The organism is Micromonospora sp. NPDC049060 (genome assembly GCF_040649055.1).
In the GTDB taxonomy this organism is placed as follows: Bacteria; Actinomycetota; Actinomycetes; order Mycobacteriales; family Micromonosporaceae; genus Micromonospora; species Micromonospora reichwaldensis.
This window is the reverse complement of the sequence record NZ_JBEZEV010000044.1, coordinates 15,064-27,386: the sequence shown is the minus strand read 5'-3', so window position 1 is coordinate 27,386 and position 12,323 is coordinate 15,064. Positions and strand designations below refer to the sequence as shown.

Below are 12,323 nucleotides of genomic sequence, written 5' to 3'. Positions count from 1 at the left end.
CGGTCAGCCCAGCGCCTGCTCCAGATCGGCGAGCAGGTCGTCGACCGTCTCGATGCCGACAGACAGTCGCACGAGATCGCCGGGAACTTCAAGCGGCGAGCCGGCAGCACTTGCGTGTGTCATCCGGCCCGGGTGCTCGATCAGGGATTCCACGCCGCCGAGCGACTCGGCGAGGATGAAGAGCTTCGTCCGGTTGCAGATCTCGACGGCGTGCTCCTCGCCGCCGGCGGCCCGGAACGAGATCATGCCGCCGAAGCGGCGCATCTGCTTCGCGGCCACCTCGTGCCCCGGGTGCGCGGGCAGCCCCGGGTAGATCACCTGGCCGACCTTGGCGTGCCCGTCCAGGTAGGCCGCGATCCGCTCGGCGTTGTCGCAGTGCCGGTCCATGCGTACGCCCAGGGTCTTGATGCCGCGCAGGGTCAGCCACGCGTCGAAGGGCCCGTTGATGGCGCCCATCGCGTTCTGGTGGTAGCGCAGCTCCTCGCCGAGCCCGGCGTCGGCCGCGACCAGCGCGCCACCGACCACGTCGGAGTGTCCGCCGATGTACTTGGTGGTCGAGTGCACCACCACGTCCGCGCCGTGCGCGATCGGCTGCTGGAGGTACGGCGAGGCGAACGTGTTGTCGACGACCAGCAGGGCGCCCGCGTCGTGCGCGACGCCGGCCAGCGCGGCGATGTCGGCGATGCCGAGCAGCGGGTTGGTGGGCGTCTCCACCCAGACGATCCGGGTCCGGCCCGGCTCGACGGCGGCCCGGATCGCGTCGGGGTCGGAGACCTTCGCCGGGGTGAAGTCCAGCCCCCAGCGCTCGGCCACCCGGGCGAAGAGCCGGTACGTGCCGCCATACGCGTCGTCGGGGATCACCACGTGGTCGCCCGGCTTGCAGACGGTACGCAGCAGGGTGTCCTCGGCGGCCAGGCCGCTGGCGAAGGCGAGCCCGACGGGGCCGCCCTCCAGCGCGGCGAGGCACTCCTGGAGGGCGTCGCGGGTCGGGTTGCCGGAGCGGCTGTACTCGTAGCCCAGCCGGGGCGCGCCGACGGCGTCCTGGGCATAGGTGCTGGTCTGGTAGATCGGTGGGATCACCGCGCCGGTGCGGGCCTCGGGGTCCTGGCCGGCGTGGATGGCGAGCGTGTCGAAGCCGTGACTCATCCCGTGAGGCTAATCCCCCGTCCCGAAGGCTGGAACGGAACGGTGCTGTCGGGTCCGCGCCCACGGCGGCGGGCCGGCGCGGGGACGTCTCCCATCCGGACGGCCGGCATAGCCTGGACGGATGAGCGGGTGCGTGTTCTGCGGGATCGTGGCCGGCGAGACCCCCGCCTTCCGGGTCGCCGACGAACCCGACGGGGTGGCGTTCCTGGACACCCGGCCGGTCTTCAAGGGGCACGTGCTGGTGGTGCCGCGCACGCACCTGGTCGCCCTGGCCGACCTGCCCGCCGAGGCGCTGGCCGGCTACTTCGGCCTGGTGCGGCGGCTCGCGGTCGCCGTGGAGGCCGGCACGGAGGCCGGTGGCACGTTCGTGGCGATGAACAACAAGGTGTCCCAGTCCGTCCCGCACCTGCACACTCACGTCGTGCCGCGGACGAAGGGCGACGGCCTGCGCGGCTTCTTCTGGCCGCGCACCCGCTACGCCGACGACGCCGAGGCCGAGACCTACGCCGCCCGCATCACCGCAGCCCTCTGACGCGCACCATGCCGCACGCAGCGGGCGGAGGCCGGCGGATGCCAGCGGGGCCAGCGGAGCGGGCAGAGGCCAGCGGAGCGGGCAGAGGCCAGCGGGGCCGGCGGAGGCCAGCCGGAGCGGGCGGAGAACCGGCGCGAACGCGACAGCCCACGCCAAGCCAGGCAGGCGTGGCGGGCGGGCGGCGGGGAGCTAGTCAGGGCGGCAGGACCCTTTGGTGTGCACCTCTCGACATCCTTCGTCACGCACGGTAGCGATGGCCATGCGTCACGCTCTGCGACGGACGCCCGGGGCGCTCGGGGTGCCATCTCGCGCCCTTTGCTCTGCAGCCATATCCGCACCAGGCCGCTGACCTGCCAGGACACGAAACGCCCGCGTCGCCACGACAGGACCAGTCACCACCCAGAGTGACTGTTGCATATAGGGATGCAGAGCAAAGCGGGTGAGGCGAGGAAGGCGCAGCCGGCGAGCCATGTCACCAGGAGTGACGGAGCGGGCGGCAGGCGTGACCGGCCCGGGCGCGCCATCACCGCCCGGGGACGACTGTGACCTTCTCGTGGGCGGCGGTCGCCTGAGTGTGGGTGGAGCGGGTAAGGAAGGCGGGTCCGGCGGTGTTGCACGCTGGGAGAAATACGAGAGGAGTCCCACCGTGTTCCTGCGCCGTATGAAGGCCGAACTGCCCACCTCCGACCAGGCCCTGCCGGGTCGCCTGATCGCGATGCCGATCGCGGACCGGCACGAGGTGCTGGGCACCCCGCTCAAGGGTCCCTTCCCGGAGGGCGCACAGGTGGCCGTGTTCGGCATGGGCTGCTTCTGGGGGGCCGAGCGGCTGTTCTGGACGCTGCCGGGTGTGATCACCACGTCCGCCGGCTACGCGGGCGGCATCACGCCGAACCCGACGTACGAGGAGGTGTGCTCGGGGATGACGGGGCACGCCGAGGTGGTCCAGGTGGTCTACGACCCCGCCACGATCAGCTACGAGGACCTGCTGAAGGTCTTCTGGGAGAACCACGACCCGACCCAGGGCATGCGCCAGGGCAACGACGTGGGCACCCAGTACCGGTCGACGATCTACGTAACCACGGACGAGCAGCTCGCCACCGCCCAGGCGTCCCGGGACGCGTTCGCACCGATCGTGGCGCGGGCCGGCAAGGGCGAGATCACCACCGAGATCGACCGGCTCGGCCAGTACTACTTCGCCGAGGACATGCACCAGCAGTATCTGGCGCCCACGAAGAACCCGAACGGTTACTGCAACCACGGCCCGAACGGGCTCAGCTGCCCGGTCGGCGTCGCCCGGGTGCCGTCCGACCTTCACTAGTCTCCTGGGCAGAGCCGGCCGCCACCGCTCCCCCGCCGACACCGACGTGGAAATTTCCTGCCTGAGTGTCGTATCCGCTCGACGCCGTTCGTAGCGGAGATGGTGGCAGACAAAGGTCCGCCCGAGGCGAGGGAGCAGACATGGCCGAGTACCTCATCTACTTCAACCAGCAGTGGGTGGGCGACCACACTGAGGAGTGGTTTCGCGCGCGCGGGCCACTCGCCAAGGCGGTCGTGGACGAGATGAAGGCGGGCCGGGGCGTACGTGTTCGCCGGGGGCCTGGAGGAAGGGGACACCCCCGTCTTCAGTGCCGACGCCACGAGCGGCACCTTGGTGTTCACCGACGGGCCCTACGTCGAGACCAAGGAGTGGCTGGGCGGGCTGACCGTGGTGGACGTGGCCGACGTGGAAACGGCCCGGATGTGGGCCGGCAGGCTCGCGGAGGCATGCGGCTGGCCCCAGGAGGTCCGACGGTTCGGCCACCTCCCGCAACCCGGTGACGAGTGAGTGGGGAGTCGACACGGCAACCCCAGCATCGTCACGGAGGCCGGCGCGGCATCGGTCGCGCCGGCCTCCGCGCTTGCGGAACTGAGCAATCGATCACATCCGCCGCCGGGCGGAAACCGCCCCATCCGCCACTCCTGACGCGGTCCGCCACCGGAGCCGACACGTGCCGTGACGGAATCGAGCAGTGTAGCAAAACTTCAAGAAACTGTTATCAGCTCAACGGGCAATCCTCGTAGCCCTCTGGCAGCATTGCCTGGCATGTGCGGACTTGCGGGAGAGTTCCGCCGTGACGGCTCACGCGCCGACGTGTCGGCGGTGGAGCGCATGGCGGCCACGATGAGCGACCGGGGGCCCGACGACAGCGGCGTCTGGGCCCAGGGCCCGACGGCCCTCGGACACCGCCGCCTGAAGATCATCGACCTCTCCGCAGCGAGCGGGCAACCGCTGGTCGACCCCGGTGCGGGACTGACCGGCGTCTTCAACGGGTGCATCTACAACTACCGCGAGCTGCGCGAGGAACTCCAGGCCAAGGGCCACCGGTTCTTCTCCTCCGGCGACAGCGAGGTCGTGCTCAAGGCGTACGCGGAGTGGGGGCTCGACTTCGTCGACCACCTGATCGGCATGTTCGCCGTGGCGATCAGCGAGCGGGACACCGGCCGGCTGGTGCTGGCCCGGGACCGGCTCGGCATCAAGCCGCTCTACCTGGCCGAGACGCCCGGCGCGGTGCGCTTCGCCAGCACCCTGCCCGCGCTGCTGGCCGGGGGCGGCGTCGACACCGGCATCGACCCGGTCGCGCTCGCGCACTACCTGAGCTTCCACAGCATCGTGCCGCCGCCGCGCACCATCCTGCGCGGCGTCACCAAGCTGCCCCCGGCGACCGTACGGGTCTACGAGGCGGACGGCCGCACCTCCGAGCGGGTCTACTGGGACCCGTCCTTCACCCGCTCCGCCGAGCGGGCCGGCTGGTCCGAGAAGGACTGGCAGGACGCCCTGCTGGAGTCGCTGACCACCGCCGTACGGCGGCGGATGGTCGCCGACGTGCCGGTCGGCGTCCTGCTCTCCGGCGGGCTGGACTCCAGCCTGGTGGTCGCCCTGCTCGCCGGCGAGGGCCAGCGCGGGCTGTCCACCTTCTCCATCGGCTTCGACGCGGTCGGCGGCCGGGAGGGCGACGAGTTCCGCTACTCCGACCTCGTCGCGAAGACGTTCGGCACCGACCACCACCAGATTCGGGTGGCCGCCGCCGACCTGGTGCCGCCGCTGGAGGCGGCCGTCGCCGCGATGTCCGAGCCGATGGTCAGCCACGACTGCGTGGCGTTCTACCTGCTCAGCGAGGTGGTGTCGCAGCACGTCAAGGTCGTCCAGTCCGGCCAGGGCGCGGACGAGATCCTCGGCGGCTACCACTGGTACCCGCCGCTCGCCCGGGTCGGCCGGGACCGCGCGCTCGACACGTACGCCGGGGCCTTCTTCGACCGGGACGCGGCCGGGCTGGCCCGGGTGCTGAACCCGGCCTGGCTGACCGACGGCGACCCGGCGCGGGAGTTCGTGGCCGCGCACCTCGGCCGGGCCGGGGCGGAGACCGCCGTCGACGCCGGCCTGCGGATCGACACCCAGGTCATGCTGACCGACGACCCGGTCAAGCGGGTGGACAACATGACGATGGCGCACGGGCTGGAGGCCCGCGTGCCGTTCCTCGACCACGAGTTCGTCGAGCTCGCCGCGAGCTGCCCGCCGGAGCTGAAGCTGGCGCAGGGCGGCAAGGGCGTGCTCAAGGAGATCGGCCGCCGGGTGCTGCCGCACGAGGTCATCGACCGGCCGAAGGGCTACTTCCCCGTACCCGGCCTCACCCACCTGGAGGGCAAACTCCTCGACCGGGTACGCGACGCGCTCTCCGCGCCCGAGGCCCGCCGCCGCGACCTGTTCCGCGCCGACTACGTCGACGCCCTGCTCGCCGACCCGAACGCCGAACTGACCCCGTTGAACGGAAACAAGCTGTGGCAACTCGGACTCCTGGAAATGTGGCTCCAGAGCCACGGAATCGACTCACCGTGACCGACACCCTGGCGACCGGCGCGGCCCGTACCGACCGGTCGCGCAACAGCCGGCGACGGGAGCGGGTGGGCCCCGGCGGCGATCCGATGGCGCCGGAGCCGGCGGAGCCGCCGACCCGGGAGGGCCACACCGACGTGGTGCTGGACTGCGGCTGGGGGCGGCTCGTCTTCGGGCAGACCTTCGTCGACCAGGCCGCCGTCGCCGCCGTGCTGCGTTCCGAGGCCGCCGGCTCCCGGGACATCTGCATCTACCTGCGCGACCCGCACGTGCTGGTGTCCCGGCTGCCCGACGAGCTGTTCATCGATCCGTCGCTGACCTATCGGCTGCCGCTCGACGGTGACCGCCCGACCGGCGACGGCGACGTGCCGGGGCTGACCATCCGCCCCCTGGCCGACGCCGCCGACGCGGACGCGGTCAACCGGATCTACGCCCGCAACGGCATGGTCACCGCCGGGGTCGACGTGCTCGTTGCCAACGCGCGTACCGACCGGTTCCTGCACCTGGTCGCCGAGGACGCCACCGGCGAGGTCGTCGGCACCATCACCGGCGTCGACCACGTCGCGGTCTTCGACGACCCGGAGAACGGCGCCAGCCTGTGGTGCCTCACCGTCGACTTCAACACCGCGCCGCCGGGCACCGGCCAGGCGCTGATCACCGCGCTGGCCGCCCGGCTGGTCGAGCGGGGCCGGGCGTACGTGGACCTGTCCGTGCTCGCCGAGAACGGCGGGGCGATCCGGCTCTACGAGCGGCTCGGCTTCTACCGCACGGCGACGCTCTGCGTGAAGCGGAAGAACCCGATCAACGAGCGGCTCTTCCTGCCCGCCATGCCCGAGGGGTACGACCAGCTCAACCCGTACGCCAGGATCGTCGCCGACGAGGCGATGCGGCGCGGCATCCGGGTGGAGGTGACCGACCCCGCCTGGGGTGAGCTGCGGCTGAGCAGCGGCGGGCGGACCGTGCTGACCCGCGAGTCGCTGTCGGAGCTGACCTCGGCGGTGGCGATGAGCCGCTGCGATGACAAGCGGGTCACCCGCCGGATCCTCACCGAGGCGGGGCTCTCCGTGCCGCGCGGCCGGACCGCCACCGGCGACGAGGACGACACCGCGTTCCTCGCCGAGGTCGGCCGGGTGGTGGTCAAGCCGGCGCGCGGCGAGCAGGGCAACGGCATCACGGTGGGCGTACGCACCCCCGAGGCGCTGGCCGCCGCCGTCGAGCTGGCCGCCCGGTTCTGTCCCGACGTGCTGATCGAGGAGATGCGCGCCGGCGAGGACCTGCGCGTCGTCGTCATCGACCACGAGGTGGTGGCTGCCGCCGTCCGGCGCCCCGCCTCGATCACCGGCGACGGGGTGCACGACATCGCCGAGCTGATCGAGCGGCAGAGCCGCCGCCGGGCCGCCGCCACCGGTGGCGAGTCCCGCATCCCGCTCGACGACATGACCCGCGACGTGCTCGCCGAGGCCGGCCACGAGCTGCACGACGTGCTGCCCGAGGGGCAGGTGCTGGCCGTACGCCGGACCGCGAACCTGCACACCGGCGGCACCATCCACGACGTCACCGCCGAGCTGCACCCGGCGATCGCCGAGGCGTGCGTGGCGGCCAGCCGGGCGCTGGACATCCCGGTCACCGGGCTGGACCTGCTGGTCGGCGCCCCGGACCGGCCGGAGCACGTGTTCATCGAGGCCAACGAGCGGCCCGGCCTGGCCAACCACGAGCCGCAGCCGACCGCCGAGCGCTTCGTGGACCTGCTCTTCCCCGGCACCCGGGCACCGCAGCGGCTCTGGACCCCGGCCGGCCCGGGAGGTGCCGCGTGAGCCCGAGGCCCCTGGAGATCGACCTGGACTACCTGCGCCAGGTGCTGGTGGAGCTGCTGGAGATCCCGAGCCCGTCGGGGCGTACGGACCACGTGCAGCAGTACGTCGGCGAGCGGCTCTCCGCGCTCGGCATCCCCTCCACGCTGACCCGCCGCGGCGCGCTCAGCGCCTGCCTGCCCGGCCCCCGCTCGACGGGCGCCGACCGCGCGATCGTGGTGCACACCGACACCATCGGCGGCATGGTGAAGCGGATGAAGGAGAACGGCCGGCTGGAGCTGAAGACGATCGGTACGCACAGCGCCCGGTTCGCCGAGGGCGCCCACGTGCGGATCTTCACCGACGACCTGGAGCGGGTGATCACCGGCCAGGTGCTGCCGCTCAAGGCCAGCGGCCACCGCTACAACGACGACGTGGACCTCCAGGGCGTCGGCTGGCAGCACGTGGAGGTACGGGTCGACGAGCCGGTCGAGGACGTGGCCGGGCTGCGCGCCCTCGGCATCGACGCGGGCGACTTCGTGGCGTTCCTGCCGAACCCGACGATCACCCCCAGCGGGTACGTCAAGTCCCGGCACCTGGACGACAAGGCAGGCGTGGCGGCGGTCCTCACCGCCCTCAAGGCGATGGTCGACGCCGGCGTACGCCCGGCGGTCACCGCGCACCTGCTGGTCACCGTGACCGAGGAGATCGGGCACGGGGCGTCGCACGGGCTCGACCCCGACGTGGCGGAGATCGTCTCCGTGGACGCGGCGGTGGTGGCGCCCGGCCAGCAGTCCCGCGAGGACGCGGCCACGCTGGCCATGGGCGACGGCGTAGGCCCGTTCGACTACCACCTGACCCGCAACCTGGCCTCGATCGCCGCCGAGCACGGGGTGGACCTGGTCCGGGACGTCTTCGAGTACTACCGCTCGGACGTGGCGGCGGCGGTGGAGGCCGGCGCGCACGCCCGGGTGGCGCTGCTCGGCTTCGGCGTGGACGCCACCCACGGGCACGAGCGCACCCACCTGGAGGGCCTGCGCCAGCTCACCCAGCTGCTCTGCCTCTACCTCCAGAGCGACCTGGTCTTCCCCGAGTGGGACGCCGAGCCGGAGGGCGACCTGGCCGACTTCCCGTCGCTTGCCGTGCAGCCGGCCAGCGAGGAGGGTCCCCGCGAGGGCCCGATCGGCATCGCCGAGAACACCTGAGCGCCGGCCCGCCATTCCCCGGCGCCGTGTGATCGAAATCCGTTGCCGGCGGCGCGAGGGCTGGATAGCGTGGCGGTACACGGGAAAGGAGGTGGTCCAGACTTGTATAGCAATCGGACTCGTGAGGTGGCTGTCCGCTAGCCGCTGTCCTCGACAGTGAAACCGTCCGCCGCGAGGCGGGCAAACACAGCACCATCGTCGAGACCGTGTGGCAGCGGTGCGGCGAAACCACGACAGCCACCCGACCCCCGGGGTGCCGGCCCAGTCCAGCCGGCCCGTGCGCGAGCATGGAAGCCCCGGGGGTCGACCCTTTTCCGCAGGCCGGGTGGCCGACGCAGCCGGAGGTCACCGTGTCGATGCGCGAGCTGGTGGTGCTCGGCACGGCCAGCCAGGCCCCCACCCGGCAGCGCAACCACAACGGGTACGTGCTGCGCTGGGACGACGAGGTGATCCTCTTCGACCCGGGCGAGGGCAGCCAGCGGCAGCTCCTGCACACCACGGTCACCGCCACCGACCTGACCCGGATCTGCGTCACCCACTTCCACGGCGACCACTGCCTCGGCCTGCCCGGCACCATCCAGCGGCTCTCCCTCGACCGGGTGCCGCACCCGGTGGCGGTGCACTTCCCGGCCGGCGGCGCGGAATACTTCGCCCGGCTGCGGCACGCCGCCAGCTTCCACGAGACCGCCGAGCTGCGCGTCGAACCGATCGAGGCCGACGGGCAGCGCATCGCGCTGGGCGTCGGCACGCTGGAGGCCCGCCGGCTGCGGCACCCGATCGAGACGTACGGCTACCGGCTCGTCGAGCCGGACGGCTGCCGGATGTTGCCGGAGCGGCTGGCCACGTACGGCATCGCCGGGCCGGCGGTCGGGGAGCTGATCCGCGTCGGCCACCTCGACGTCGACGGGCGCCGCGTCACCCGCGACGAGGTGAGCGTGCCCCGGCCCGGGCAGCGGTTCGCCTTCGTCATGGACACCGGCCTCTGCGACGGGGTGTACGCCCTCGCCGAGCACGCCGACCTGCTGGTCATCGAGTCGACGTTCCTCGACTCGGAGGCCGCGCTGGCCGCCGAGGTCGGCCACCTCACGGCGGGCCAGGCCGCGCGGGTGGCGGCCGAGTCGGGCGTACGCCGGCTCGTGCTCACCCACTTCTCCCAGCGGTACGCCGACCCGGCCCGCTTCGCAGACGAGGCCCGCGCGCACTTCGACGGCGACCTGGTGATCGCCGAGGACCTGACGACCGTGCAGGTCCCGCCCCGGCGGGTAGCCTCGGCCGGGTGACGGTCACCCTGCGCCCCGCCACCGTCGACGACCTGATGACGGTGGGCGCGCTGCACCAGCGTTCCCGGGTCGCCGCCTACGCGTCCTTCCTGCCGGCGCGGGCGCTGGCCGACCCGACGCCAGAGGCGATGGGCGCGTACTGGACCGAGCGGTGGACGTGGGAGCGGGACGAGCACCGGATGACGGTGGCCGAGCGCGCCGGCCGGCTGGTCGGCTTCAGCTATCTCGGCCCGGACGACGAGGGCGACCCGGTGACCGGCCTGCTCAACGCCATCCACCTCGAACCCGCCGAACGGGGCCGGGGCACCGGGCGCACCCTGATGGTCGACGCCCTGGACGCCATGCGCGCCCGCGGCTGGTCCCGCGCGGTGCTCTGGGTGCTGCGGGACAACGCGCACGCCCGGCGCTTCTACGAGCGCGGCGGCTGGACCCCCACCGGCACCGAACGCGACGAGCACATCGGCGGGCTGCTCACCCCCCAGCTCCGCTACGCCCGCCAGGTGTAAGGAAGGGCCCCTGCTAACGCATAGCGTCAACAAGGGGCCCTTCCTGACACGTCAGCGGGCGCCGAGGTGGGCCAGCAGGTCCTGCCGGGTGAGGACGCCCTTCGGCTTGCCGTCGACCAGCACCAGGGCGGCGTCGGACTTCTCCAGCAGGCCGACCGCCTCGCTCACCGGCTGCCCGCCGCCGATCATCGGCAGCGGCTCGGCCATGTGCCGCTCGATGGTGTCGTGCAGGTGCGCCTGGCCGGTGAAGAGCGCGTCGAGCAGGTCCTTCTCGGCGATCGAGCCGGCCACCTCGCCGGTCACCACCGGCGGCTCGGCCTTGAGCACCGGGAGCTGCGAGACGCCGTACTCGCGCATGTAGTCGATCGCGTCGCGGACCGTCTCGGTCGGGTGCACGTGCACCAGCTCGGGCAGGCCGCCCGGCTTGCCGGCGAGCGCGTCGGCGACCGTCGGCTCGGTGCCCGAGTTGTCCAGGAAGCCGTACCGGGCCATCCAGGTGTCGTTGAAGATCTTGGACAGGTAGCCCTTGCCGCTGTCCGGCAGCAGCACCACGACCACGTCGTCCGGGCCGGCCTTGCGGGCCACCTCCAGGGCGGCCACGACGGCCATCCCGCAGGAGCCGCCGACCAGCAGCCCCTCCTCGCGCGCCAACCGCCGGGTCATCTCGAAGGACGCCTTGTCGGAGACCTCGATGATCTCGTCGGCGACACCCCGGTCGTACGTCTCCGGCCAGAAGTCCTCGCCGACCCCCTCGACCAGGTACGGCCGGCCGGTGCCGCCGGAGTAGACGGAACCCTCCGGGTCGGCGCCGACGACCTTGACCCGCCCCTCCGACGCCTCCTTCAGGTAGCGCCCGATGCCGGAGATGGTGCCGCCGGTGCCGACGCCCGCCACGAAGTGGGTGAGCTCGCCCCCGGTCTGCTCCCACAGCTCGGGGCCGGTGGTCTCGTAGTGCGAGCGCGGGTTGGCCGGGTTGCTGTACTGGTTGGGCTTCCACGCGCCGGGGATCTCCCGGGCCAGCCGGTCGGAGACGTTGTAGTAGGAGCGCGGGTCCTCCGGCGCGACGGCGGTCGGGCAGACCACCACCTCCGCGCCGTACGCGCGCAGCACGTCCTGCTTGTCCTGGCTGACCTTGTCGGGGCAGACGAAGACACACCTGTAGCCCCGCAGTTGCGCCACCAGCGCCAGTCCGACGCCGGTGTTTCCGCTGGTCGGCTCGACGATCGTGCCGCCCGGCTGGAGGATGCCCGCCTTCTCGGCGTCCTCCACCATCCGCAGCGCGATCCGGTCCTTCACCGAGCCGCCCGGGTTGAGGTACTCCACCTTCGCCAGCACGGTGGCCTGGATCCCGGCCGTGACGTTGCGCAGCCGTACCAGCGGGGTGTTGCCGATCAGCTCGACGACGTTGTCGTAGTACCGCACCTCGTTGTGCCCTTCTCCTCCGGCGCCGCCGGCGGCGGCCGGGCAGACGTCTTCTCGACGCCCCAGGGTACGTGGGTTCAGGACGCCACGTGCCCGGGGATCACCGAGCTGCGCCGCGCCTCCCACTCCAGGAACCGCTCGGTCTCGGCCAGCACGCTGCCGGCCAGCCAGGTCACCATGACCGCGTCGTCGGCCAGCCCGAAGATCGCCAGCGGGATCTCGGGGAGCAGATCGACCGGCGAGACGATGTACGCCGTCGCCGCGGTCATCAGGGCCAGCCGCAGGCCGCCGTTGTACTCCCCCCGGGTGGTGGCCCGGATCATCCGCGGCAGCGCGCCAAGCCGCGCCCCGAGCGACGGCCCGCCCCGCGACCCGGCCGCGAGTGCCCGGGCCAGCGCGCTGAACGCCGCCGTGCGCTTCAATGTCTTCCCCATGTTCGGCCCCTCTCCACGTGCCAGGGTGGCGTGCCCGCGCAACCGGCCCCCGGTCACCCGTACAGGTACCCAGGAGCGTCGGCTTCCAGGCACCCGCGAGCCGACACGACGACAGCGGTGTGTCGTGCCGGCGCGAT

11 protein-coding genes are annotated in these 12,323 nt (G+C 72.4%); 8 read left to right on the top strand and 3 right to left on the bottom strand.

What is annotated here, in order from left to right:
- Positions 1-3: 3 nt before the first annotated feature.
- Positions 4-1,146, bottom strand: coding sequence for a cystathionine gamma-synthase (locus AB0B83_RS17545; protein WP_121396518.1), 1,143 nt, complete (start codon positions 1,144-1,146; stop codon positions 4-6).
- Between the two features lie 121 nt (positions 1,147-1,267).
- On the opposite strand from AB0B83_RS17545, the gene AB0B83_RS17540 reads away from it, so the two are divergent.
- The 8 genes from AB0B83_RS17540 (at position 1,268) to AB0B83_RS17505 (ending at position 10,330) form a co-directional block, all read left to right on the top strand.
- Positions 1,268-1,678, top strand: a complete 411-nt coding sequence (locus AB0B83_RS17540; protein ID WP_357579069.1) for an HIT family protein — start codon at positions 1,268-1,270, stop codon at positions 1,676-1,678.
- 646 nt (positions 1,679-2,324) lie between these two features.
- The gene (gene msrA, locus AB0B83_RS17535; protein ID WP_357579068.1) at positions 2,325-2,996 is read left to right on the top strand and encodes a peptide-methionine (S)-S-oxide reductase MsrA; all 672 of its coding nucleotides are present in this window, start codon (positions 2,325-2,327) and stop codon (positions 2,994-2,996) included.
- Positions 2,997-3,260: 264 nt separating this feature from the next.
- Positions 3,261-3,503 carry a YciI family protein gene (locus AB0B83_RS17530; protein WP_357579067.1) on the top strand — a complete coding sequence of 81 codons (243 nt, stop codon included), beginning with the start codon at positions 3,261-3,263 and terminating at the stop codon, positions 3,501-3,503.
- 258 nt (positions 3,504-3,761) lie between these two features.
- Positions 3,762-5,552: an N-acetylglutaminylglutamine amidotransferase gene (locus AB0B83_RS17525; RefSeq protein WP_357579066.1), complete on the top strand. Its 1,791-nt coding sequence runs from the start codon at positions 3,762-3,764 to the stop codon at positions 5,550-5,552.
- The gene (gene ngg, locus AB0B83_RS17520; protein WP_357579065.1) at positions 5,549-7,363 is read left to right on the top strand and encodes an N-acetylglutaminylglutamine synthetase; all 1,815 of its coding nucleotides are present in this window, start codon (positions 5,549-5,551) and stop codon (positions 7,361-7,363) included. Before AB0B83_RS17525 ends, ngg begins: the two co-directional genes overlap by 4 nt.
- The gene (locus AB0B83_RS17515; RefSeq protein WP_357579064.1) at positions 7,360-8,544 is read left to right on the top strand and encodes an osmoprotectant NAGGN system M42 family peptidase; all 1,185 of its coding nucleotides are present in this window, start codon (positions 7,360-7,362) and stop codon (positions 8,542-8,544) included. The genes ngg and AB0B83_RS17515 overlap by 4 nt, the downstream gene beginning before the upstream one ends.
- Positions 8,545-8,894: 350 nt before the next feature.
- Positions 8,895-9,824, top strand: coding sequence for a ribonuclease Z (locus AB0B83_RS17510; protein WP_357579063.1), 930 nt, complete (start codon positions 8,895-8,897; stop codon positions 9,822-9,824).
- Positions 9,821-10,330, top strand: coding sequence for a GNAT family N-acetyltransferase (locus AB0B83_RS17505; protein ID WP_357579062.1), 510 nt, complete (start codon positions 9,821-9,823; stop codon positions 10,328-10,330). The genes AB0B83_RS17510 and AB0B83_RS17505 overlap by 4 nt, the downstream gene beginning before the upstream one ends.
- A gap of 51 nt (positions 10,331-10,381) precedes the next feature.
- Here AB0B83_RS17505 and AB0B83_RS17500 read toward each other — a convergent pair whose 3' ends face one another.
- Together AB0B83_RS17500 and AB0B83_RS17495 are read right to left on the bottom strand one after the other, a co-directional pair.
- Entirely contained in the window at positions 10,382-11,752 is a 1,371-nt protein-coding gene (locus tag AB0B83_RS17500; protein ID WP_132233468.1) for a cystathionine beta-synthase, read from the bottom strand.
- Between the two features lie 77 nt (positions 11,753-11,829).
- Positions 11,830-12,186, bottom strand: a complete 357-nt coding sequence (locus AB0B83_RS17495; protein WP_357579061.1) for a YkvA family protein — start codon at positions 12,184-12,186, stop codon at positions 11,830-11,832.
- Between the last annotated feature and the right edge of the window lie 137 nt (positions 12,187-12,323).

Coding starts and splice junctions, on each gene's coding strand:
- AB0B83_RS17525 (WP_357579066.1), top strand. CDS start 3,762: ATGTGCGGACTTGCGGGAGAGTTCCGCCGTGACGGCTCACGCGCCGAC.
- AB0B83_RS17540 (WP_357579069.1), top strand. CDS start 1,268: ATGAGCGGGTGCGTGTTCTGCGGGATCGTGGCCGGCGAGACCCCCGCC.
- AB0B83_RS17495 (WP_357579061.1), bottom strand. CDS start 12,186: ATGGGGAAGACATTGAAGCGCACGGCGGCGTTCAGCGCGCTGGCCCGG.
- AB0B83_RS17545 (WP_121396518.1), bottom strand. CDS start 1,146: ATGAGTCACGGCTTCGACACGCTCGCCATCCACGCCGGCCAGGACCCC.